The organism is Streptomyces roseolilacinus (assembly GCF_014649335.1).
Taxonomy (GTDB): Bacteria; Actinomycetota; Actinomycetes; order Streptomycetales; family Streptomycetaceae; genus Streptomyces; species Streptomyces roseolilacinus.
Window position 1 is genome coordinate 23,963 of sequence record NZ_BMSV01000003.1, and the last position, 21,924, is coordinate 45,886.

Genomic DNA, 21,924 nt, shown 5'->3' on the forward strand with positions numbered 1-21,924 from the left:
GGCATGGCGACCACCCCGGACGGCGGACGGCCCGACGAGTGGGCCCGGCACTGGCAGTACCCGGGGGTGCCCGGCCTCGACCTGCTGCGCGCCCGCTACGTCCGCCACTCCTTCTCCCGCCACAGCCACGAGGGCTACGTGCTGGGCGCCGTCCGCCGGGGCGTCGAGGACGTCGTCATGCCGGAGGGCACGATCAGGGCCCGCCCCGGCACCGTCGTCATGATCAACCCCGAGGTGCCGCACTCCGCGCACGCCGGGGTGCCCGAAGGCTGGTCGTACGCCACGCTCTACCCGTCGTCGCGGCTGGTCGCCGAGATCGCCGAGGAGGAGACCACCCTGCGCGGCACGGTCGCCTTCGGCGAGACCATCGTCGAGGACGAGAGCACCGCCCGGCTGATCCGCGCCGTGCACCGCGCGGCCGAGGAGGGCAACGCCCTCGCCGCCGACAGCGTCCTGCGCGTCGCCGTCGCCCGGCTGCTGGGCCGCCACGGCCGCACCCCCCTCCCGCAGCGGACCCCGCGCACCGCCGGCGCCCGCACGGCCGCCGCCGCGCGCGAGGTGCTCCTCGACCGCATGGCCGGGCCGCCCTCCCTGGAGCAGCTCGCCCGGGAGCTCGGCACCAGCCCGTTCACGCTGCTGCGCGCCTTCAAGGCGGCGTACGGGATGCCGCCCCACACCTGGCTCACCAACGCGCGCGTACGGGCCGCCCGCCGTCTCCTGGAGGCGGGCAGGGCCCCCGGCGAGGCGGCCGTGGAGGTCGGCTTCACCGACCAACCCCACCTCAACCGCCACTTCACCCGGATCGTCGGCGTCCCGCCCGGCGCCTACCAGCGGGAACGCGCAAGAACGTACAAGACCGGGGGAGCCGGGCGGCCGTAGCGTCCCGGGCGTGGCAGAACAGTCGACACCACCAGCAGCACCCGCGGCGGGGCACACCGCGCGCGCGGAGGCGGCGAAGCCCGCGGACGCGGCGAAGCCGGACCGGGCCGTCGTACGGGACTCCCTCGGCGTCGGCGTCGCCGTCGGCCTTTCCGGCTTCGCCTTCGGGGTCACCTCGGTCGGCGCCGGGCTCGGCCTCCTCCAGACCTGCGCGCTCAGCCTGCTCGTCTTCACCGGCGCCTCGCAGTTCGCGCTCGTCGGCGCGCTCGCCGCCGGAGGCAACCCGTTCACCGCCGCCGCGGGCGCCTTCTTCCTCGGCACCCGCAACGCCTTCTACGGGCTGCGCCTCTCCCAGCTCCTGGCCCTCCCGCGGGCGCTGCGTCCGCTCGGCGCCCACTGGGTCATCGACGAGACGACGGCGGTGGCCCTCGCCCAGCCCACGCGCCGCGCCGCCAGGATCGGCTTCACCGTCACCGGCCTGACCCTGTACGTGCTGTGGAACCTCACCACGCTCGTCGGCGCCCTGGGCGCGGAGGCCGTCGGCGACACCGACGCCTGGGGGCTCGACGCCGCCGGTCCGGCCGTCTTCCTCGCCCTGCTCGCCCCGATGCTCCGCTCCGCGACCGACCGGGCCGTCGCCGGCCTGGCCGTCGTCCTGGGGCTCGGGTTCCTGCCGGTGCTGCCCGCCGGCGTGCCGGTGCTCGTCGCCGCGCTGGCCGCCCCCGCCGTGCTGTGGCTGCGAGGGCGCCGGGAGGACCGGCGATGAACACCACCACCGTCTGGATCGCGATCGGCCTGACCACCGTCGGCTGCTACCTGCTGAAGCTCGGCGGCCTGCTGGTGCCGGCCGACACCCTGGAACGGCCCCTGGTGCGGCGCCTGGCGGCGCTGCTGCCGATCGCCCTGCTCGCCGCGCTCACCGCGCAGCAGACGTTCAGCGCGGACGGCGCGCTCGTCGTCGACGCCCGCGGAGCGGGCCTCGCCGCCGCGGCCCTCGCCCTGGTGCTCCGCGCGCCGTTCCTGGTGGTCGTCGCCGTGGCCGTGGTGGTCACGGCCGGGGTGCGGGCGCTGGGCGGCTGACCCGCGCCGGCCGGCCCGTGAGGACCGGCCCCGCCACGGGCCGGCCGGCACGGGGCCGCGCCCTCAGCCGACGGGGCGGCCGTGTGCCCGCAGCGTGCGCAGCGCCTCGATCGTGACGATCGGCCGCGACTCCAGGACGGCGCCGGGCGCCCACTGCCGCCGGCCGACCGGCCAGCCGCCGTCCTCGGCCTGCCGGGAGGCCAGGTGGTCCAGGGAGCGGGCCATCTCCCCGTCGGTGAACCACCGCCGGGCGAGCGAGTCCGGCACGCGCGCGTAGTCGTGCGGGAAGTGGTACTCGCCCGGCGCGTACCCGGGAGCGAGCGGGTACGCGCCGGCCCGCTCCGGCTCCAGCACCGCCAGCCGCCGCTCCCGCACCACCCGGCCCAGCCGGTCCGCCGCCTCCTCCGCCCGGTCCCGGTCCAGGACCCCGTCGAGGAACGCCACGGCGGCCTCGACCTCGTACGGGTGCGTCGGCCGGCCCCCCGCGATCGCCTCGACCGCCGCCCAGCAGAAGTCAGTGGCGCGGAACAGCCACGCGTGCCAGATCCGGTTGCGGTGGAGCAGCCCGACCACCGGGCCGGTGGCCGGCAGGTCGCTCGGCGGGTCGTCGACGACCGGGACGAACGGCGCCACGGGATAGCCGCGCACCGACGGGTGGACGGCCGGCAGCGCGCCGTCGTGGGTGGAGACGCCGGTCAGGTACCGGCAGACCCGTTCCGCGCGCGGTCCGCCGCACCGGCCGATCGCGTCGAGCACGCGCAGCGCGTGCGCCGTGTGCAGCGGCTGGCTGACCGGGCCCCGCACGTCCGGTTCCAGGGCGTGCCCGTAGCCGCCGTCCTCGTTGGCGTACGGGAGGAGGGCGGCCTCCACGGCGTCGGCGCTCCCGCCCAGGAAGTGGTGGGCGAAGCGGCGTTGTTCGAGGACGCGGGCAGTGAGCCAGACGAACTGCTCGGCGCACCGAAGGGGAGTTCCAGCCATGTCCCGACCGTAGGGCGGAAAGGGTTCCGGGCAAGCGGTCGGGGACGGTCTGCACTCTCAGGAGCGCGATACTGGACGCATGCGGTTGACGATTTTCTGGGAGCGCATGGCGGACCACTTCGGCGGGGCCTACGCCGAGTCCTTCGCACGCGACCACGTGATGTCCGAGCTGGGCGGCCGGACGGTGTACGAGGCGCTCGACGCCGGCTGGGAGGCCAAGGACGTGTGGCGCGCCGTGTGCGCGGCCGTCGGCGTGCCCGCCGACAAGCGCTGACCCACGGCCCGGACGCGGCCGGACGGGGGTTGTCCACAGGGCCGAGCACGGTGTCGCCGACGTGCGCGACACTTGCCCCGTGGCCCCGACTGACGAGACCCCGAACCCCGCCCCCGACCCCGATCCGACCGCCGCCCCCACCGCCGACCAGGCCGGTTCGACGACTGTTTCGCCGACCGGCCCGACGGTTCCGACGTCCGGTCCGACGGCCGCACCGACCGGCACCCCGGCGCCGGCCGGCGGACCTGCTCCGGCGACCGCGGGCGCCGCCCGGATGCCGCGCTGGCTGCCGAAGGCGATGGCTCTCGCACTGGCCCTCTACGCCTGCTTCCAACTGGGCAGCTGGGCGTTCCACCAGCTCATCGGGCTGCTGATCAACATCCTGATCGCGTTCTTCCTCGCTCTCGCCGTCGAGCCCGCGGTCGGTCGCATGGCCGCGCGGGGGATGCGCCGGGGTCTGGCGACGTTCCTGGTGTTCCTGGGCGTCGTCATCGTGAGCGTCGGCTTCGTCGTCCTCCTCGGGTCGATGCTCGCCGGTCAGATCGTCGACATGGTCGAGGACCTCCCCAAGTACCTCGACTCGCTGATCAACTGGATCAACCACACCTTCCACACGGAGCTGTCCCGGGTCGCGGTCCAGGACAGCCTCCTGCGCTCCGACTGGCTGCGGCAATACGTGGAGAACAGCGCGAGCGGCGTGCTCGACGTCTCCGCCACCGTGCTCGGCGGCCTCTTCAAGCTCCTGACGATCCTCCTGTTCTCGTTCTACTTCGCCGCGGACGGCCCCCGCCTGCGCCGCGCCCTGTGCTCCGTGCTGCCCCCGGCGAAGCAGGCGGAGGTGCTGCGGGCCTGGGAGATCGCGGTCGACAAGACCGGCGGCTACCTCTACTCGCGGGGCCTGATGGCCCTGTGCTCCGGCGTGGCGCACTTCGTCCTGCTGGAGTTCCTGGGCGTTCCCTACGCGCCCGCGCTGGCCGTGTGGGTCGGCCTCGTCTCCCAGTTCCTGCCCACCATCGGCACGTACCTGGCGGGCGCGCTGCCGATGCTGATCGCGTTCACCGTCGCCCCCTGGTACGCGCTGTGGGTGCTGGCGTTCGTCGTCGTGTACCAGCAGTTCGAGAACTACCTGCTCCAGCCCAAGCTCACCGCGCGGACCGTGGACATCCACCCGGCGGTGGCCTTCGGCTCCGTCGTCGCGGGCACCGCGCTGCTCGGCGCGGTCGGCGCGCTGATAGCGATCCCGGCGGTCGCCACGCTCCAGGCGTTCCTCGGCGCGTACGTGAAGCGGTACGCGGTGACGGAGGACCCGCGGATGCACGGCCACCGCCGGCACGGCGAGATGGTGCTGTCCCGGGTCCAGCGGGCGCTGCGCACCGGGCGGGACCAGGCGCCTCCCGAGGGCGGCGTCTGACCCGGGGCGCCCCCGGAGCCGTACGGGGCGGGCGCGGGCTTCGGCGGCGCCCCGGCCACCGGTGGGCCCTTGCGGGCGCCGGCGGCCGACCGGTGCCGTCGCCCGCCGGCGCGGCGCCCGTCGACACGGCGGCCGCGCGCAGGGCGAACGCGCGGCGGTGCTGCCGGAACGCGTGGGCGGGGCGCATGCGCGGCCCGCACCGGGCTCTGCGGCCCGCAGCGGGTTCGGCAACCCCGTCGGGCCGGAGCCCCGCGTGTGGATCGCCTCACACCCGCGGACGCCCGTCTTCGCCGCCCCCGCCGGGCGCGACACCCCACGGGACGGCCCTGTCCACAGCGGTGTGGCTCGCTTGACACTAAAATCGAACATCCATTCTCATGAGGGTGTGGCCTGGGACCCCGCGTGCTGAGGCGGGGGGTTTTCCACAGGCCGGGAGGTACGTCGGGGCGCGTTGTCAGTGGCAGGGGTTAGCGTCTTTGACGTGAAGCGATCGACTCAAGCAAACCGGGTGGAACCCATGGCAGGAACCGACCGCGAGAAGGCGCTCGACGCCGCGCTCGCACAGATTGAACGGCAATTCGGCAAGGGCGCTGTGATGCGCATGGGCGAGCGGTCGAACGACCCCATCGAGGTCATCCCGACCGGCTCCACCGCGCTCGACGTGGCGCTCGGCGTCGGCGGCCTGCCGCGCGGCCGTGTGGTGGAGATCTACGGCCCGGAGTCCTCCGGTAAGACGACCCTGACCCTGCACGCCGTGGCCAACGCGCAGAAGGCCGGCGGCCAGGTCGCCTTCATCGACGCGGAGCACGCCCTCGACCCCGAGTACGCCAAGAAGCTCGGCGTCGACATCGACAACCTGATCCTGTCCCAGCCCGACAACGGCGAGCAGGCGCTGGAGATCGTGGACATGCTGGTCCGCTCCGGCGCGCTCGACCTGATCGTCATCGACTCCGTCGCCGCGCTCGTGCCGCGTGCGGAGATCGAGGGTGAGATGGGTGACTCGCACGTGGGTCTGCAGGCCCGTCTGATGAGCCAGGCGCTCCGGAAGATCACCAGCGCGCTCAACCAGTCCAAGACCACGGCGATCTTCATCAACCAGCTCCGCGAGAAGATCGGCGTGATGTTCGGCTCGCCCGAGACCACGACCGGTGGCCGCGCGCTGAAGTTCTACGCGTCGGTGCGCATCGACATCCGCCGCATCGAGACGCTCAAGGACGGCACGGACGCGGTGGGCAACCGCACGCGCTGCAAGGTCGTCAAGAACAAGGTCGCCCCGCCGTTCAAGCAGGCCGAGTTCGACATCCTCTACGGCCAGGGCATCAGCCGCGAGGGCGGCCTGATCGACATGGGCGTCGAGCACGGCTTCGTGCGCAAGGCGGGCGCCTGGTACACGTACGAGGGCGACCAGCTCGGCCAGGGCAAGGAGAACGCCCGCAACTTCCTCAAGGACAACCCCGACCTCGCCAACGAGATCGAGAAGAAGATCAAGGAGAAGCTGGGCGTCGGTGTCCGGCCGGACACCACGGCGGCGGAGCCGGCCCCGGACGCCGCGGCCGCGGCGGACGCCACGACCGACCCCGCGAAGTCGGTCCCCGCACCGGCGGTGAAGGCCACCAAGGCGACCAAGGCCACAGCGGCCAAGGGGTAACCCATGGCCCGGCGCACCGAATGGCCGGGCGGTGGCACCGACTCGTCGAGGGCCGAGAAGGAGCTGCCGCCCCAGGATCCGGCTGAGCAGGCGCGGGCGATCTGCCTGCGCCTGCTCACCGGGACGCCGCGCACCCGCAAGCAACTCGCGGACGCGCTGCACAAGCGGGGCATCCCGGAGGAGATCGCCGACGATGTCCTCTCCCGCTTCGAGGACGTCGGACTGATCGACGACGCGGCGTTCGCCGGGGCGTGGGTGGAGTCCCGGCACCACGGCCGCGGCCTGGCCCGCCGCGCCCTCGCCCGGGAGCTGCGCACCAAGGGCGTCGACTCCTCCCTGATCGACGAGGCGGTCGGCCGTCTCGACGCCGAGCAGGAGGAGGAGACGGCCCGCGAGCTCGTCCAGCGCAAGCTGCGCTCCACGCGCGGCCTCGACCGCGACCGCCGTCTCCGCCGCCTCGCCGGCATGCTCGCCCGCAAGGGCTACCCCGAGGGCCTCGCCCTCCGCGTCGTCCGCCGTGCCCTGGAGGAGGAAGGCGAGGACACCGAGGACCTGGACTTCGACGGCACCTGACGGCCCGGTCCGGCACCCTGCCGGTGCCCCGTCGGTGCCCCGTCGGCGCCCCGGCCTCAACCACCGGGCCCCCGCTCCGGCCCCGTTCCCGGACCTCGGCCCTGCCCTCAGGTCCGGGCCCCGGCTCCGGCTTCAGCCCCTGCCTTCAGATCCGGGCCCTGGCTCCGGCTTCAGCTCCTGCCTTCAACCCAGGGCCCCGGCCTCGGCTTTCAATCCCGGCCCAGACTCGGGCCTCAGCCTTCAGCCCAGGCCCCCGGCCCAGACTCCGGCCTCGGCCTTCAGCCCCAGGCCTTGGCCCCAGCTTCGGCTCCGGGCCCGGCCCGGAGACCCCAGGCCGTCAGGGGGCGTGGGCGGCCTCCTCCTCGCGGGTCTCGGCCGCCGCCTGTTCCGGCGCGCCCCCGAGCAGGGCCTGCGTCGCCGCGTGGAGGGCAGCCGGGTGGACACCGGCGAAGGCCGCGGCCAGATGCCCGTCAGGGCGTACCAGCAGCACCGTGTGCGCCGCCGCGCCCGGATAGGCCTCCGTGACCAGCAGCTCACCTCGTACGGGCAGGGCCCCTACCGCCTCGGCCAGTCGCGGCATCACCCCCGCGGTGACCCAGTGGCGCCGGTCCCACACCCCGGTCCCCGGCGCGACGAGCACCACCAGCACACCCCGCCCCAGCCGGTCCCGGAGCCGCCCCGCCGTACCGTCGGGCGCGGTCACCGGCACGTCGGCGACCGGCGCACCCGGAGCCGTGCCGACCGCCACCTCGCCCTCCACGTCCACCGGGGCGAGCGGCGAATGCGGGTAGGCGGGCGGGGCCCCCAGCGGTCCGCGCCCCAGGTGCGCGTCGGCCAGCAGCGCGTCGTGTCCCCGCGCACCGCCCCGCAGGTACGTCCGCAGCCCGTTCCCGCCCCGCAGCACCGGCAGCGACTGGTCGGCCGCGCGCAGCCGCGCGGCCACCGCCGTGCGCCGCTCCGCCTGGTAGCTGTCGAGCAGCGTCTCCGGCGAACCACCGCCGTGCCACGCCTGCGCCAGCTTCCACGCCAGGTTCTCCACGTCGCGCAGCCCCTCGTCCAGGCCCTGCGTGCCCAGCGCGCCCAGCAGGTGCGCGGCGTCGCCGGCCAGGAACGCCCGGTCGACGCGCCAGCGCCGCGCGAGCCGGTGGTGCAGCGTGTACACACCGGTGTCGACCAGCTCGTACGGGGGCGTCTCGTCGCACCACCCCGACAGCGTCTCCCTGATCCGCGCCACCAGGGCCTCCGGCGTCACCAGGTCCCCGCGCGGCGGCAGCAGCCAGTCCAGCCGCCAGCCCCCGCCCCGGAGCGGGCGCGCCGCCACCTCGTCCCCGCCGCCCCGCCACGGCGGCCGGCGGTGCAGCACGGCCTCGCCGGGCCACGGCAGTTCGGTGCGGAGCATCGCCACCGCGTGGCGCTCCACCGCCGTACGCCCCGGGAAGCGGATGCCCAGCAGCTTGCGCACCGTGGACCGCGCACCGTCGCAGCCCACCAGGTGACTCCCGCGCCACCACGTCGAACGGTCCCCGCGGGTGTGCGCCGAGATCCCCGTCGCGTCCTGTTCCAGCGCGTCCAGGCGGCAGTCCGCGACGATCCGCACCAGCCCGGCCGCGGGCGGCGAGGCGAGGGCCGTGCGCAGCGCGCCCGTCAGCGCGTGCTGCGGGACGTGCAGCGGCGCCGCGACGCGCTCGCCGTCCTCCCCCTCGCCGTCCTCCTCGAACGCCCCGTCGTCCGGTGCGTCCACGAACGACAGGTGCCGTACGAGCTGCCTGCGCCGTATCGACCGCCACCCGGTCCACCGGACGCCCTCGCCCCGCAGCGCCTCGGCGCAGCCCAGCCGCTCCGCGAACGCGGCGGTGTCGGCCCGCAGGACCACGGTCCGGGCGGGCCGGTACTCGTCGTCACCCGTGCCCTCGTCCAGGACCACCGACGGCACGTCCTGCGCGGCCAGCGCGAGAGCCAGCGCGAGCCCGACCGGCCCCGCACCGACGACGATCACCGGGTCCACGGCGTGACTCCTGTGACTCCTGTGACCCGGATGGACCTACGGCGAGCAGGGGAAACGCGTGAATGTACGACTGGTACCCGGTGAGTGATCACAGACCGTATGCAACCCACTGCGCGTGCTTGCGTCAAGTGACGGTGAAACACGCGGGACGGCGGTGCCGCGCGTTGCGCGGGGGCCCGGGCACCCCGCTCCACGGCCGCCCGCCTTCCTCCCCCGGGACGGGGTGCGGACCGGCCGGGCCGTACCCGCGCGGCGATTCCCGCGGCGGCCGGTGCGAAGAAAACCCGGCGGACGGCCCGAAAGCCGTCCGCCGGGTACGTGCGGATGCCGGAGCCCCGCGGTCCCCCGCCGGCCCCGGGCGTCCCCGCTAGCTCCGGGTGTCCTTGGTGATGTGGGGGCCGAGGTCGTCGGCGGCCGTCCCCGTGTGGCCCAGGACGCCCGGCGCCTCCTCCGGCTCGGCCGCGGCGGCCGGGCCGATCCCGGTCTTCGCCCTGCGGCCGCGCTGCTCGATCCAGTTGGCCAGGGCGGAGAGCGCCAGGCACATCGCGACGTAGATCACACCGATCACGATGATGGTGGAGACGTACGGGTACTGCCCGTTGACCTGCGTGTTGCTCGCGATGAGCCGGGCCGCGTACAGCAGCTCCGGGTACAGGATGATGAAGCCGAGGGACGTGTCCTTCAGGGTCACCACGAGCTGGCTGATGATCGTCGGCATCATCGCCCGCACCGCCTGCGGCATGAGCACGCTGGTCATCACCTGCGTCTTGCGCAGGCCCAGCGCGTACGCCGCCTCACGCTGGCCGCGCGGCACCGAGTTGATGCCGGCGCGCAGCACCTCGGCCTGCACGCACCCGTTGTAGAGGGAGAGGCCCAGGGCGAGCGCCCACATCGAGTGGTCGGTGAGGAAGCCGACCCACACCGCGTAGATGGTGATGAGCAGGGGGATCGAGCGGAAGACCTCGATGAAGGTCGTCGCCAGCCACCGGACCGGACGGTGGTCGGACAGTCGCCCCACCGCCAGGACGACGCCCAGGACCAGGGACCCCACGGCGGCGATGCCGAAGGCCTTGAGCGTCGAGACCACGCCGTCGGCGATGTTCTGCCGGATGCCCGCGTAGTTGAAGATGTCCCACATCTCGGGGGCGAAGTGCCCCTTCTGGGCGAGGCGGGCGATGCTGACGCCGACCACTCCCAGGACGGCGAGCGTACCGATCACCGCGTAGACGCGGTTGCGGGCGATCGCCTTGGGGCCGGGGGCGTCGTACAGGACACTGGCGCTCATCGCGCGACCTCCAAACGTCGCTCCAGCAGCCGGAAGACGCCACTGAGGGTGAACGTGATGACCAGGTAGCCGAGCGCCACCCAGAAGAAGAGGGACACGATGTCGTAGCCCTGGTCGCTCAGCAGCTTCTGCCAGCCGAACAGCTCGGTGACGCTGAACGCGCCGGCGATCGCCGAGTTCTTCGTCAGGGCGATGAAGATGGAGCTGAGCGGCGGCAGCACCGTCCGGGTGGCCTGCGGGAGGACGACGAGCCGCAGGGTCTGGCTGAAGGACATGCCGAGCGAACGCGCCGCCTCCGCCTGGCCCAGCGGGACCGTGCTGACACCGGACCGGACCGCCTCGGCGACGAAGGCCGAGGTGTAGAGGCCGAGCGCGATCGCGCCGAGCACGAAGGTGCTCATGCCGGGGAAGAGGATCTCCGGCACGACGAAGAACGAGACGAGGAAGAGCAGCGTCAGCGGCGTGTTCCGCAGCAGGGTCACCCAGGCGGTGCCGAAGAACCGCAGGGGAGGTACCGGCGAAACGCGGAACCCGGCGATCAGGATGCCCAGCAGGAGAGCGATCACGCTGCTCACAACGGTGATCGACAGCGTTCCCAGGAAGCCGGCACGGAAATCCGAAAAGTGGTCGAGCAATACATTCATGAGGTCTCCGCGTCGGCGGCGGCAGGGGCGGGGGCAGCAGGACAGGGGGCGGCGCGCCCCGCACGTCTCACGTGCGGGGCGCTCGCCGGAGGCCGGTTCAGTAGCGCTGGACGGCCGGCGGCTCGACGAAGGGAGATCCCGACAGGCCCAGCGTGGCCTCGTAGATCTTCTTGTACGTGCCGTCCTTGACGTGCTTCTCGAGCGAGTCGTTGACGAAGTCGCGCAGAGCCTTGTCGCCCTTGTCCATGCCGATGCCGTACGGCTCCTCGGTGAACGGCTTGCCGATGACCTTCAGCTTGGTCGGGTTCGACGCGGCGTAGCCCTTGAGGATCGAGTCGTCCGTCGTGACGGCGTCCACCTGGCCGGTCAGCAGCTGCTGCACGCAGTCGGAGTACTTGGCCAGCTCGGTGGTCTGCGCGCCGTACTGGGGCTTCTTGATCTCCTGCAGCGGCGTGGAGCCCACGATGGAGCAGACCTTCTTGCCCTTCAGGGTCTCCGGGCCCGTGATGCCCTTCTCGTCCTTGCGCACCAGGAGGTCCGCGCCGGCCTTGTAGTACGGGCCCGCGAAGCCGACGAGCTGCTTGCGCTTGTCGTTGATCGTGTAGGTGCCGACGTAGTAGTCGACCTGCCCCTTGGAGATCGCCGTCTCACGGACGCCCGAGTCGACGGTCTTCCACTCGATCTGGTCCTCGCCGAACCCCAGGTCCGCGGCGACCATCTTGGCGATCTCGACGTCGAAGCCGGAGCGCTTCTTGGTGGCCTGGTCCTCGAAGCCGAGGTACGGCTGGTCCGCCTTCGAGCCGATGATCAGCTTGCCGCGCTTCTTGGCCTCCTGGAACGTCGGCGAGTCCAGCGTGACGTTCTGGGCGACGGTGTACTTCGGCAGTTCCGGCGCGCCGGACTGACCCGGCTTGACGGACTGCGGGTCACCGGCGGAGCCCTCCTTGCCGCCGCACGCCGTGGCGGTCAGCGCGAGGACGAGGGCCGCTGCAGCGGCGGCGGAGGCCTTGCGGAGCTTCATGTGAACATCCCTCAAGTCGTGGGTCGGTGCTCGTCAGTGGTGCAGGATCTTCGAGAGGAAGTCCTTCGCACGGTCGCTGCGCGGGTTGCTGAAGAACCGGTCGGGAGTGGCCTCCTCGACGATCCTCCCGTCCGCCATGAAGACCACCCGGTTGGCGGCCGACCGGGCGAAGCCCATCTCGTGGGTGACGACGACCATGGTCATCCCCTCGCGGGCGAGCTGCTGCATGACCTCCAGCACCTCGTTGATCATCTCCGGGTCGAGCGCCGAGGTCGGCTCGTCGAAGAGGATCACCTTGGGGTCCATCGCCAGGGCGCGGGCGATCGCCACGCGCTGCTGCTGCCCGCCGGAGAGCTGGGCCGGGTACTTGTCCGCCTGGACGGCGACACCCACCCGGTCGAGCAGCCGCCGGGCCTTCTCCTCCGCGGTCTTCTTGTCCGTCTTGCGGACCTTCACCTGGCCGAGCATGACGTTCTCCAGGACCGTCTTGTGCGCGAACAGGTTGAAGGACTGGAAGACCATGCCGACGTCGGCACGCAGCCGGGCGAGCTCGCGGCCCTCCGCCGGGAGCGGCTTGCCGTCGATCGTGATCGTGCCCGAGTCGATCGTCTCCAGGCGGTTGATCGTGCGGCACAGGGTGGACTTGCCGGACCCGGAGGGGCCGATGACGACCACCACCTCGCCCCGCGTGATGGTCAGGTCGATGTCCTGGAGCACATGCAACGCGCCGAAGTGCTTGTTGACGTTGCTCAGCACCACCAGGCTGTCTGCCGCCGCTACGGCGTCGTCACTGCCCTTGGCCACTGATACTCCGCTCATCATGCTCCGTCCTCGTCGGTTGGGGAGGACCTTAATCACGGCCCGAGAGCAGCGTCATCACATCTGAGCGGAAATTGAGCATAACGATACGGCCGCGGGCGGGTACGCTGCGTGAACGGGGTCGCCGGCCCGGGTACGGGTGCATAACAGAACCGCGATACCGGCCCCCACCCCCTTGACTGACATGCCCGCCATCGGCATGGATGCCGTGATACATGACGTCAGGATGTCGCCGGGATGAGCGGCACACCACCGGAGGGAGGCCATGAGACTGCTCCTCGTCGAGGACGACGACCACGTCGCCGCGGCCCTCTCCGCCGTGCTCAGGAAGCACGGGTTCGCCGTCACGCACGCCAGGAACGGCGAGGAGGCCCTCAAGGCGGTCCTGCCCTCCGGCGACGCCGGGAGGGCCCCCTTCGGCGTGGTCCTGCTCGACCTCGGCCTCCCCGACCAGGACGGCTACCAGGTCTGCGGAAAGCTCCGCAAGCTCACCAGCACCCCCGTGATCATGGTGACGGCCAGGTCGGACGTCCGCTCCCGCATACACGGGCTGAACCTCGGCGCCGACGACTACGTCGTCAAGCCGTACGACACCGGCGAGCTGCTCGCCCGCATCCACGCCGTCAGCCGGCGCGCCACCGGCGGCGACGCGGAGGACACCGGGTCCCTGCCGGTGGTCGGCTCGCCCGCGGAACCCCTGCGCCTCGGCTCCGTCGTCGTCGAGCTGTCCACCCGCCGGGTCAGCGTGGACGGCACGCCCGTGCAGCTCACCCGCAAGGAGTTCGACCTGCTCGCCCTGCTCGCCCAGCGGCCGGGCGTGGTCTTCCGCCGCGAGCAGATCATCAGCGAGGTGTGGCGCACGAGCTGGGAGGGGACCGGCCGCACGCTCGAGGTCCACGTCGCCTCGCTGCGCGCCAAGCTGCGGATGCCCTCCCTGATCGAGACCGTACGGGGCGTCGGGTACCGCCTCGTCGCCCCCGCCGCCCCGACGGCGGCCGGGTCGTAGGACCGACGCCCCACGAAACGGCCGGCGACCTGTGCGTACGCGTCTTCTCCCCCTGCTCATCATCCTCATGGCGGGTGTGCTCCTCGCGCTCGGCTTCCCGCTCGCGGGGAGCCTCGCCGCCGCGCACCAGCAGACGGTGGTCGTCGACCGGATCGACGACACCGCCCGCTTCGCCGCCATCGCCCAGTACGTCACCGAGTCCGGCCCCGGCATCGACGAGCGGCGCGCGACCCTCCAGGGCGAACTCGCCCGGTACCACGACGTGTACGGGATCAGGGCGGGCGTGTACTACCGCGACGGCACGGCCATGGCCGCCGCGCCCGACGGGTGGGTCGTACCGGAGGAGGGGGAGCTGCGCCGGGCGTTCGGCGAGGCCCTGCTCGGCCGCCGGTCGCACGACCCGCCGCAGGTCTGGCCCTGGCAGGGCGACCCCCGGCTGGCCGTCGCCTCACCCGTGGTGCGGGACGGGGACGTGGTCGCCGTGGTGGTCACCGACTCCCCGACCGGGCAGCTGCGCTCCCGCATCCTGCACGGCTGGCTGCTGATCGCGGCGGGGGAGTGCGCGGCGATGCTCCTGGCCGTCGGCGCCGCGTTCCGCCTCACCGGCTGGGTGCTGAAGCCGGTCCGCATCCTGGACGCCGCCACCCACGACATCGCGACGGGGAGGCTCACCGCGCGGGTCGCCGCGTCGGGTGGCCCGCCGGAGCTGAGGCGCCTGGCCCGGTCGTTCAACGAGATGGCGGACCACGTCGAGGAGGTGCTGGAGCAGCAGCGCGCGTTCGTCGCCGACGCCTCGCACCAGCTCCGCAACCCGCTCGCCGCGCTGCTGCTGCGGATCGAGCTCCTCGCGCTGGAACTCCCCGAGGGGAACGAGGAGATCGCCTCCGTCCGCACGGAGGGCAAGCGCCTCGCGCGGGTCCTCGACGACCTGCTGGACCTGGCCCTGGCCGAGCACGCCTCCGTGGACCTGCGGCTGACGGACATCGGGCTGCTGGCGGCCGAGCGCGTCGCGGCCTGGCGCCCGCTCGCCGAGGAGAAGGGCGTCCGCCTGACCGCCTGCGGGCCCGCGGCCGTCACCGCCTGGGCGGACCCGGTGGCGCTCTCCAGCGCCCTGGACGCCGTGATCGACAACGCCCTCAAGTTCACCCCGCCGGGCGAGGAGGTGACCGTCGAGGTGGCGGCGAGCGGCGACGCGTCGACGATCGTGGTGGCCGACCACGGGCCGGGGCTCACGGACGAGGAGCTCGCCCGGGTCGGCGACCGCTTCTGGCGCAGCGGCCGCCACCAGAACGTCAAGGGCTCGGGCCTCGGCCTGTCCATCTGCCGGTCCCTGCTCGCCGCGGGCGGGGGCTCGATCGCCTTCGCCCACAACGACCCCTGCGGCCTGCGCGTGACCCTCACGGTGCCGCGTACGGCGCCCGAGGAGGCGGAGCCGGCCCTGCCGTCCGCGTGAGGACCGCGGGCGGCCGGTGCTACGGCTTGACCGAGCGGTAGTAGCGGCGGGCGCCCTCGTGGAGGGGCAGCGGATCGGTGTAGATCGCCGTGCGCAGGTCCACCAGCTGCGCGGGGTGGACCACGCGGCCGATGCGGTCCCGGCTGCCGATCACGGTGCGGGTGATGGCCTCGGTGAGCGCGGCGTCCATCCGGTCCGTCGTCACCAGCAGGTTCGCCACGGCCATGGTCTGCACCGGCTCACGGCCGGGGACCCGGGCGTAGGCGTCCGGGGGGATCATGGCGGAGCGGTAGTAGCGGTTGGGGCCGCCCCCGCCGTGCACGGTGTCGAGCAGGTCCGTCTCCAGGGGGACCAGCCGGATCGGGAAGCGCTCCGAGAGCCGCAGGATGGCGTTGGTCGGCAGCCCCCCGGACCAGAAGAACGCGTCGAGCCGCCCCTTCTCCATCAGCCCCGGCATCTTGTCGATCCCGGCCGGCACCGCGCGCACGCCCGTGGCCGGATCCAGCCCCGCCGCGGACAGCAGCCGGTCCGCGAGCAACCGCACCCCCGACCCGTCCTGCCCGACCCCCACCCGCAGGCCGCCCAGGTCGCGCACCGACTGGACCGCCGACTCCTGCGGGACCACCAGCTGGACGTAGTCGTCGTACAGCCGGGTGCAGCCGCGCAGGCGCTTCCAGCCGGGGCGCTTCTCCTGGACGTACGTCGCGACGGCGTCGGCCGTGGCGATGGTGAAATCGGCCTCGCCGGACGCCAGGCGGGCGAGGTTCTGCTGGGAGCCCTCGCTGTCGCGCAGGTCCGCCCTCACCCCGGGCAGCTCCCGCCCGAGCGCCTCCCGCAGCAGTTCGCCGTACCGCTGGTAGACGCCGCTCGGCACCCCCGTGCTGAACGTGACCGCGCCCCGCGGCCCGCTCTCCCCGGCCGGCCGGAGCCACCAGGCCAGCACCGCCGACACCACCAGCAGCGCGACGCCGGCCCACACCGCCCGGCGGCGGGGGAGGCGGGACGGCGGGGACGGGGCGGAGGACATGGCGCGATCCTGCCAGTCCGCCCCCGCCGAGGGAAGCCGCGCGCCTCGCCGCCGCCCGGGGGCCGGCCGCCCGGGAGGGCGGGGTTCGCGGTCCGGGGCCGGGGCGCCTCCGGCACCGCCTACCCTTGTCCCATGACCAGCAGCGACCGGAGCCAGACAGTGGACGTCACGCGTACCTATGCAGTTCGCACCTACGGGTGCCAGATGAACGTCCACGACTCCGAGCGTCTCTCCGGCCTGCTGGAGGACGCCGGATACGTACGCGCCCCCGAGGGCGCCGACGAGGCCGACGTCGTGGTCTTCAACACGTGCGCGGTGCGCGAGAACGCCGACAACAAGCTCTACGGCAACCTCGGCCGCCTCGCCCCGGCGAAGGCCCGCAGGCCCGGCATGCAGATCGCGGTCGGCGGTTGCCTCGCCCAGAAGGACCGCGACACGATCGTGAAGAAGGCGCCGTGGGTCGACGTCGTCTTCGGCACCCACAACATCGGCAAGCTGCCCGTCCTGCTGGAGCGCGCCCGCGTCCAGGAGGAGGCGCAGGTCGAGATCGCCGAGTCGCTGGAGGCGTTCCCCTCCACGCTCCCGACCCGCCGCGAGTCCGCGTACGCCGCGTGGGTCTCGATCTCCGTCGGCTGCAACAACACCTGCACCTTCTGCATCGTCCCGGCGCTCCGGGGCAAGGAGAAGGACCGCCGCCCCGGCGACATCCTCGCCGAGATCGAGGCGCTCGTCGCCGAGGGCGTCTGCGAGATCACCCTCCTCGGCCAGAACGTCAACGCGTACGGCTCCGACATCGGCGACCGCGAGGCGTTCGGCAAGCTCCTGCGCGCCTGCGGGAAGATCGAGGGCCTGGAGCGCGTCCGCTTCACCTCGCCGCACCCCCGCGACTTCACCGACGACGTCATCGCGGCGATGGCCGAGACGCCGAACGTGATGCCGCAGCTGCACATGCCGCTGCAGTCCGGCTCCGACACCGTGCTGAAGGCGATGCGCCGCTCGTACCGCCAGGAGCGCTTCCTCGGCATCATCCACAAGGTCCGCGCCGCCATCCCGCACGCCGCGATCTCCACCGACATCATCGTGGGCTTCCCCGGCGAGACCGAGGAGGACTTCGAGCAGACGCTGCACACCGTCCGCGAGGCCCGCTTCGCCCAGGCGTTCACCTTCCAGTACTCCAAGCGCCCCGGCACGCCCGCGGCCGAGATGGAGGGCCAGGTCCCCAAGGAGGTCGTGCAGGCCCGCTACGAGCGGCTGGTCGCCCTCCAGGAGGAGATCTCCTGGGAGGAGAACAAGAAGCAGGTCGGCCGCACCCTGGAGGTCATGGTCGCGGAGGGCGAGGGCCGCAAGGACGACGCCACCCGCCGCCTCTCCGGCCGCGCCCCCGACAACCGCCTCGTCCACTTCACCAGGCCGGACGAGGACGTGCGCCCGGGTGACGTGGTGACCGTCGAGATCACGTACGCGGCTCCGCACCACCTGCTCGCGGAGGGCCCCGTCACCGCGGTCCGCCGTACGCGCGCGGGAGACGCCTGGGAGCGGCGCACCACCATCCGGGCGCCCAAGCCGGCGGGCGTCATGCTCGGCCTGCCCGGGATCGGCGCTCCCGCCCCGCTGCCCCCGGCCGCGGACGGCTGCGCGGTCGTCTGAGCCCACGGCCGCCGGGGCCGGGAGGGACGCCCCGTCCCGGGCCCGGCGGCCGGTCCCGCGTTACGCTGCGGATCATGCTTGTCGCCGCAGCCGTCTGCCCCTGCCCGCCGCTCCTCGTCCCCGCCGTCGCCGCCGGTGCCGCGCCCGAGCTGGACGACGCGCGCGCGGCCTGCCTCGACGCGCTCGGCGTGCTGGCCGCCGCGCGCCCCGACCGGCTCGTGGTCGTCGGCCCCGAGGCCGATCCCGGCGCGGGCGGCACCCTCACGTACCCGGAGGGCGCCGCGGGCGGTTTCCACGGGTTCGGCGTGGACCTCGACGTACGGCTCGGCGCCGGCGGGGCGGAGGACGGCGCCGCGGCCCGCGCCCTGCCGCCGTCGCTGGCCGTGGCCGCCTGGCTGCTCCAGCGCGCCGACTGGGCGGACGCGCCCGTGGAGGGCGTCGGCGTCGCCGAGCGGCTGGCGCCCGAGCGCTGCTCGGAGGTCGGCCGGGAGCTCGCCGCGCGGGCCCCGCGGGTCGCCCTGCTGGTGATGGGCGACGGCAGCGCCTGCCGCACCGTCAAGGCGCCCGGGTACCTCGACGAGCGCGCCGCCGGCTTCGACGAGCGCGCCGCCCGCGCCCTCGGCACCGCCGACACGACCGCCCTGGCGGCGCTGGACGCCGGCCTCGCCCACGAGCTGAAGGCGGCGGGCCGCGCCCCGTGGCAGGTCCTCGCGGGGGCCGCGCACTCCGCGTCGCCGGCGGGCCGGCTGCTTTACGAGGACGCCCCGTACGGCGTCGGCTACCTGGTCGCCGTCTGGTCCTGAACACGGCGGCGGGCGGCCGCGGGGCCCCGTGCCCCGCGGCCGCCCGCCGTGCCGTGCCGGGTCATGCCGGCGGTGGTGCCGGCGGCGCCGGCGGGGCACCGCTCCCGTCGTCCCGGTGGGCGAGCCGGTCCACGGCGTGCCGGGCCTTGACCGTGCCGGTCTCGATCTTGTCGGTGTACTTGCCCTTGGTCCGCTGGTCGACCATCCGGGCGGCCTTCTCGATGCCGTGGTCGATCCTGTCGCCGTGCTGCTGGGCGAGGTCCGAGACCTTTCCCCTGGCCGGGGCGAGCTTGGTCTTCAACGTGTCCAGGAAGCTCATGGCCCCTCCTCCCTCGAACCGGCCGGTCCGCGCCGGACCGACCGGACGGACCGGCTCCGCCGGCCGTGCCTACGTGCGGGCGCCTTCCCCCGCCTCGTTGTCCGCCGCCTTCCCGGCCGACTGCTGCTTCGGGATCTCCACGCCCTCGGCCGCCTCGTCCGGGGCGGCCTCGTCGGCGGCCGCCTCCGCGGCCGGTTCCCCGGAGCGCTCCGGGGCCTCCGTCCCGCCCTCCGCCGCGCCCTCTGCGGCCGGCTCCTCCGGGGCGGCCGTCGGCGCGGTGCCCGCCGCCGCGTCGGTGGCGGCTTCGGCGGTCCGTTCGCCCTTCTCACCCTTTCGGCGAAACCATGCAAAAACGCCCATATCAACTCCAAAGCGTACTCGTGTGGGCGAAATCCCGCGCTGTCCGGAGCGCCCCATTGCGTCGCCCGGCGGGGCCGGTCCGTGAACCGGCGGTCGGAACCTCGCAACTGGCAACGACGCCGATCGGGCCCCGTCACGTAACTCGTTCGGGGACCGGCCCGACGTTTGCGAGACTGGGGCGGTGAGCAGCACAGTCCCCGCCCCCCGCGTCATCGCCGTCGTCGGCCCCACCGCAGCCGGAAAGTCCGATCTGGGCGTCCATCTGGCGCGGGAGCTCGGCGGCGAGGTCGTCAACGCCGACTCCATGCAGCTGTACCGAGGGATGGACATCGGCACCGCCAAGTTGACCCCCGAGGAGCGCGGCGGGATCACCCACCACCTCCTCGACGTCTGGGACGTCACCGAGACCGCCAGCGTCGCCGAGTACCAGCGCCTGGCCCGCGCGGAGATCGACCGGCTGCTCGCCGAGGGCCGCACGCCCGTCCTCGTCGGCGGCTCCGGGCTGTACGTGCGCGGCGCCATCGACGCCCTGGAGTTCCCCGGCACCGACCCCGCCGTCCGCGCCCGCCTGGAGGCGGAGCTGGAGGAGCACGGCTCGGGCGCCCTGCACGCCCGGCTCGCCGAGGCCGACCCCGACGCCGCCCGCGCCATCCTCCCCGGCAACGGCCGCCGCGTCGTGCGGGCCCTGGAGGTCATCGAGATCACCGGCAAGCCCTTCACCGCCAACCTCCCGGGCCACGACTCGGTCTACGACACGATCCAGATCGGCGTCGACGTCGAGCGCCCCGAGCTCGACGCCCGCATCGCCGCGCGCGTGGACCGGATGTGGGAGGCCGGACTGGTCGACGAGGTGCGCGCACTGGAGGAGCGGGGCCTGCGCGAGGGCCGCACCGCCGCCCGCGCCCTCGGCTACCAGCAGGTCCTCGCCGCGCTCGCCGGGGAGTGCACCGAACGGGAGGCGCGCGACGAGACCGTGCGCGCCACCAAGCGCTTCGCACGCCGTCAGGACTCCTGGTTCCGCCGGGATCCGCGGGTCCGGTGGCTCAGTGGCGCCGCCGCCGACCGCGGGGAACTCCCGCGCCGGGCCCTGACGTTCGTCGAACGAGCGGTTACAGCCTGATCACGTGATGGCATCGGGACGCCCTGCCCGTCATTCCGGCGGCCGTGGCCGTGCCATCATCGAGCATCGATCGACCAGTGGATCCGAGTGGGGAGGGCGCGTGGCGATGGAGGCCGGCCCTCGCGACAGAGAACGGCGGGAGGCGCCGGACGGAGGAGACCCGCAGGCGCAGGACGCGCCGCGGCTCAGTCCGGACGGCCCCGAGCTGACCGAGGACGGGGAGCAGGACATCACCCCCGACGAGGTCGAGGTCGAACTGCGCCCCCAGCGGCGCCTGCGCATCTGGCAGCTCGCCCCCATCGTCGGCCTCGGCGCGCTCGGCTCCCTGATGTTCGCCTTCCCCCTGGCCTTCGGCTCGGGCGACGGCGGCGCCGTCCTCGCGATGCTCGGGCTGCTGCTCTGCGGCTGCACGGCCGGCTGGGGCATGATGGCCGCCCGCCGCGTCGGCTACACCTGGCCCGGCCTGCCCCCGCGCGGCTCCGGCGAGCGCCCCGACTGGCGCGTGGTCGCCCTGTACGCCGCCGGGGTCACCCTGCTGGTCGCCCTCGCCGTCTGGCGGGTTGCCCGCCTCCGCTGACGCGGCCCGCCGGCGCGGTCCACCGACCGGACGCCCCGGCCGCCGCCGTACCGGCCCCGTACGATTGATCGCGTGAGCACCGCACCCATCGCCTTTCTCAAGGGCCACGGCACCGAGAACGACTTCGTGATCGTGCCCGACCCGGACAACGCCCTCGACCTGCCCGCCGCCCTGGTGGCCAGGGTCTGCGACCGCCGTGCCGGGATCGGCGGCGACGGGGTGCTGCACGTCGTCCGCAGCGCCGCCCACCCCGAGGCCCGCCACCTGGCCGGCGAGGCCGAGTGGTTCATGGACTACCGCAACGCCGACGGCTCGGTCGCCGAGATGTGCGGCAACGGCGTCCGCGTCTTCGCCCGCTACCTGGAGCACGCCGGCCACGTCACGGCCGGCGACATCGCCGTGGCCACCCGCGCCGGCGTCAAGCAGGTCCACCTCGCGAAGAACGGCGACGTCACCGTCTCGATGGGCCGCGCCGCCCTCCCGGAGGCCGGCGTCACGGTCACCGTCGACGGCCGCAGCTGGCCCGCGCGCAACGTCAACATGGGCAACCCCCACGCGGTCGCCTTCGTCGACGACCTCGCCCACGCCGGCACCCTGTACACCGAGCCCCCGTACGCCCCGGCCGCCGTCTACCCCGACGGCGTCAACATCGAGTTCGTCGCCGACCGCGGCCCCCGGCACGTCGCGATGCGCGTCCACGAGCGCGGCGCCGCCGAGACCCGCTCCTGCGGTACGGGCGCGTGCGCCGTCGCCGTCGCCACGGCCCGCCGCGACGGCGTCGACCCGGCCGAGACCGGCACGCCCGTCACGTACACCGTCGACGTCCTGGGCGGCACGCTGGTGATCACCGAGCTGCCCGACGGGCGGATCGAGATGACCGGACCCGCCGTGATCGTCGCCGAAGGCCGCATCGACCCCGCCTGGCTCTCCGGGACGGCCGCCTGAGCCCCCGCGGCGGTCACGGAGCGAAACCGCGGGCGCGCGAACCTCGCTCG

Annotated in this window: 23 protein-coding genes; 14 read left to right on the forward strand and 9 right to left on the reverse strand. The window is 73.8% G+C overall.

Annotation, left to right across the window (positions count from 1 at the left end; translation table 11 throughout):
* The first annotated feature begins 3 nt into the window (after nucleotides 1-3).
* Genes IE106_RS07625 through IE106_RS07635 form a run of 3 tightly spaced genes read left to right on the forward strand, consistent with a single transcriptional unit; the run spans nucleotide 4 to nucleotide 1,959 of the window.
* On the forward strand, nucleotides 4-879 hold the full coding sequence (locus IE106_RS07625; RefSeq protein WP_189531257.1) for an AraC family transcriptional regulator: 876 nt from the start codon (nucleotides 4-6) through the stop codon (nucleotides 877-879).
* Nucleotides 880-889: 10 nt separating this feature from the next.
* Nucleotides 890-1,645 (forward strand): AzlC family ABC transporter permease, encoded by a 756-nt coding sequence (locus tag IE106_RS07630; RefSeq protein ID WP_229840162.1) that lies wholly within the window; start codon nucleotides 890-892, stop codon nucleotides 1,643-1,645.
* Nucleotides 1,642-1,959, forward strand: coding sequence for an AzlD domain-containing protein (locus IE106_RS07635; RefSeq protein WP_189531259.1), 318 nt, complete (start codon nucleotides 1,642-1,644; stop codon nucleotides 1,957-1,959). The genes IE106_RS07630 and IE106_RS07635 overlap by 4 nt, the downstream gene beginning before the upstream one ends.
* A 63-nt stretch (nucleotides 1,960-2,022) precedes the next feature.
* On the opposite strand, the gene IE106_RS07640 is transcribed toward IE106_RS07635, so the two are convergent.
* Entirely contained in the window at nucleotides 2,023-2,937 is a 915-nt protein-coding gene (locus tag IE106_RS07640) for a hypothetical protein (protein ID WP_189531261.1), read from the reverse strand.
* Between the two features lie 79 nt (nucleotides 2,938-3,016).
* Here IE106_RS07640 and IE106_RS07645 point away from each other — a divergent pair, with 79 nt between their 5' ends.
* The 4 genes from IE106_RS07645 (at nucleotide 3,017) to recX (ending at nucleotide 6,843) form a co-directional block, all read left to right on the forward strand.
* Nucleotides 3,017-3,211, forward strand: a complete 195-nt coding sequence (locus IE106_RS07645; protein WP_149180277.1) for a DUF3046 domain-containing protein — start codon at nucleotides 3,017-3,019, stop codon at nucleotides 3,209-3,211.
* 274 nt (nucleotides 3,212-3,485) lie between these two features.
* Nucleotides 3,486-4,622 carry an AI-2E family transporter gene (locus IE106_RS07650; RefSeq protein WP_189532191.1) on the forward strand — a complete coding sequence of 379 codons (1,137 nt, stop codon included), beginning with the start codon at nucleotides 3,486-3,488 and terminating at the stop codon, nucleotides 4,620-4,622.
* A gap of 517 nt (nucleotides 4,623-5,139) precedes the next feature.
* Nucleotides 5,140-6,270: a recombinase RecA gene (gene recA, locus IE106_RS07655; RefSeq protein WP_189531263.1), complete on the forward strand. Its 1,131-nt coding sequence runs from the start codon at nucleotides 5,140-5,142 to the stop codon at nucleotides 6,268-6,270.
* A gap of 3 nt (nucleotides 6,271-6,273) precedes the next feature.
* Complete coding sequence (gene recX, locus IE106_RS07660) at nucleotides 6,274-6,843, forward strand: recombination regulator RecX (RefSeq protein ID WP_189531265.1); 570 nt, start codon at nucleotides 6,274-6,276, stop codon at nucleotides 6,841-6,843.
* Between the two features lie 337 nt (nucleotides 6,844-7,180).
* Here recX and IE106_RS07665 read toward each other — a convergent pair whose 3' ends face one another.
* From IE106_RS07665 to IE106_RS07685, 5 genes are all read right to left on the reverse strand, one after another.
* A complete protein-coding gene (locus IE106_RS07665) occupies nucleotides 7,181-8,848 on the reverse strand; it encodes an FAD-dependent monooxygenase (protein WP_189531266.1) in 1,668 nt (555 codons plus the stop codon).
* Between the two features lie 367 nt (nucleotides 8,849-9,215).
* A complete protein-coding gene (locus IE106_RS07670) occupies nucleotides 9,216-10,133 on the reverse strand; it encodes an amino acid ABC transporter permease (RefSeq protein ID WP_189531268.1) in 918 nt (305 codons plus the stop codon).
* The gene (locus IE106_RS07675) at nucleotides 10,130-10,777 is read right to left on the reverse strand and encodes an amino acid ABC transporter permease (protein WP_189531270.1); all 648 of its coding nucleotides are present in this window, start codon (nucleotides 10,775-10,777) and stop codon (nucleotides 10,130-10,132) included. The genes IE106_RS07670 and IE106_RS07675 overlap by 4 nt, the downstream gene beginning before the upstream one ends.
* A gap of 97 nt (nucleotides 10,778-10,874) precedes the next feature.
* Nucleotides 10,875-11,798: a glutamate ABC transporter substrate-binding protein gene (locus IE106_RS07680; protein ID WP_189531272.1), complete on the reverse strand. Its 924-nt coding sequence runs from the start codon at nucleotides 11,796-11,798 to the stop codon at nucleotides 10,875-10,877.
* Between the two features lie 33 nt (nucleotides 11,799-11,831).
* Nucleotides 11,832-12,617 (reverse strand): amino acid ABC transporter ATP-binding protein, encoded by a 786-nt coding sequence (locus tag IE106_RS07685; RefSeq protein WP_189531273.1) that lies wholly within the window; start codon nucleotides 12,615-12,617, stop codon nucleotides 11,832-11,834.
* Between the two features lie 265 nt (nucleotides 12,618-12,882).
* On the opposite strand from IE106_RS07685, the gene IE106_RS07690 reads away from it, so the two are divergent.
* Both IE106_RS07690 and IE106_RS07695 read left to right on the forward strand, forming a co-directional pair.
* Entirely contained in the window at nucleotides 12,883-13,623 is a 741-nt protein-coding gene (locus IE106_RS07690) for a response regulator transcription factor (protein ID WP_189531276.1), read from the forward strand.
* 31 nt (nucleotides 13,624-13,654) lie between these two features.
* On the forward strand, nucleotides 13,655-15,076 hold the full coding sequence (locus tag IE106_RS07695) for a sensor histidine kinase (protein ID WP_189531278.1): 1,422 nt from the start codon (nucleotides 13,655-13,657) through the stop codon (nucleotides 15,074-15,076).
* Nucleotides 15,077-15,095: 19 nt separating this feature from the next.
* Here IE106_RS07695 and IE106_RS07700 read toward each other — a convergent pair whose 3' ends face one another.
* A complete protein-coding gene (locus IE106_RS07700; protein ID WP_189531280.1) occupies nucleotides 15,096-16,103 on the reverse strand; it encodes a TAXI family TRAP transporter solute-binding subunit in 1,008 nt (335 codons plus the stop codon).
* A 132-nt stretch (nucleotides 16,104-16,235) separates the two neighbouring features.
* Here IE106_RS07700 and miaB point away from each other — a divergent pair, with 132 nt between their 5' ends.
* The gene (gene miaB, locus IE106_RS07705; protein WP_189531281.1) at nucleotides 16,236-17,750 is read left to right on the forward strand and encodes a tRNA (N6-isopentenyl adenosine(37)-C2)-methylthiotransferase MiaB; all 1,515 of its coding nucleotides are present in this window, start codon (nucleotides 16,236-16,238) and stop codon (nucleotides 17,748-17,750) included.
* Nucleotides 17,751-17,824: 74 nt separating this feature from the next.
* Nucleotides 17,825-18,553 carry a class III extradiol dioxygenase subunit B-like domain-containing protein gene (locus tag IE106_RS07710; RefSeq protein WP_189531283.1) on the forward strand — a complete coding sequence of 243 codons (729 nt, stop codon included), beginning with the start codon at nucleotides 17,825-17,827 and terminating at the stop codon, nucleotides 18,551-18,553.
* Between the two features lie 61 nt (nucleotides 18,554-18,614).
* Here the strand turns inward: IE106_RS07710 and IE106_RS07715 are convergent, their stop codons facing one another.
* Nucleotides 18,615-18,872: an antitoxin gene (locus IE106_RS07715; protein ID WP_189531286.1), complete on the reverse strand. Its 258-nt coding sequence runs from the start codon at nucleotides 18,870-18,872 to the stop codon at nucleotides 18,615-18,617.
* A 69-nt stretch (nucleotides 18,873-18,941) separates the two neighbouring features.
* Complete coding sequence (locus IE106_RS07720; protein WP_189531288.1) at nucleotides 18,942-19,232, reverse strand: hypothetical protein; 291 nt, start codon at nucleotides 19,230-19,232, stop codon at nucleotides 18,942-18,944.
* A gap of 181 nt (nucleotides 19,233-19,413) precedes the next feature.
* Here IE106_RS07720 and miaA point away from each other — a divergent pair, with 181 nt between their 5' ends.
* The 3 genes from miaA (at nucleotide 19,414) to dapF (ending at nucleotide 21,874) form a co-directional block, all read left to right on the forward strand.
* Nucleotides 19,414-20,352 carry a tRNA (adenosine(37)-N6)-dimethylallyltransferase MiaA gene (miaA, locus tag IE106_RS07725; RefSeq protein ID WP_189531289.1) on the forward strand — a complete coding sequence of 313 codons (939 nt, stop codon included), beginning with the start codon at nucleotides 19,414-19,416 and terminating at the stop codon, nucleotides 20,350-20,352.
* Between the two features lie 106 nt (nucleotides 20,353-20,458).
* Nucleotides 20,459-20,929: a hypothetical protein gene (locus IE106_RS07730; protein ID WP_189532193.1), complete on the forward strand. Its 471-nt coding sequence runs from the start codon at nucleotides 20,459-20,461 to the stop codon at nucleotides 20,927-20,929.
* Between the two features lie 72 nt (nucleotides 20,930-21,001).
* The gene (dapF, locus tag IE106_RS07735) at nucleotides 21,002-21,874 is read left to right on the forward strand and encodes a diaminopimelate epimerase (protein WP_189531291.1); all 873 of its coding nucleotides are present in this window, start codon (nucleotides 21,002-21,004) and stop codon (nucleotides 21,872-21,874) included.
* Nucleotides 21,875-21,924 lie beyond the last annotated feature (50 nt).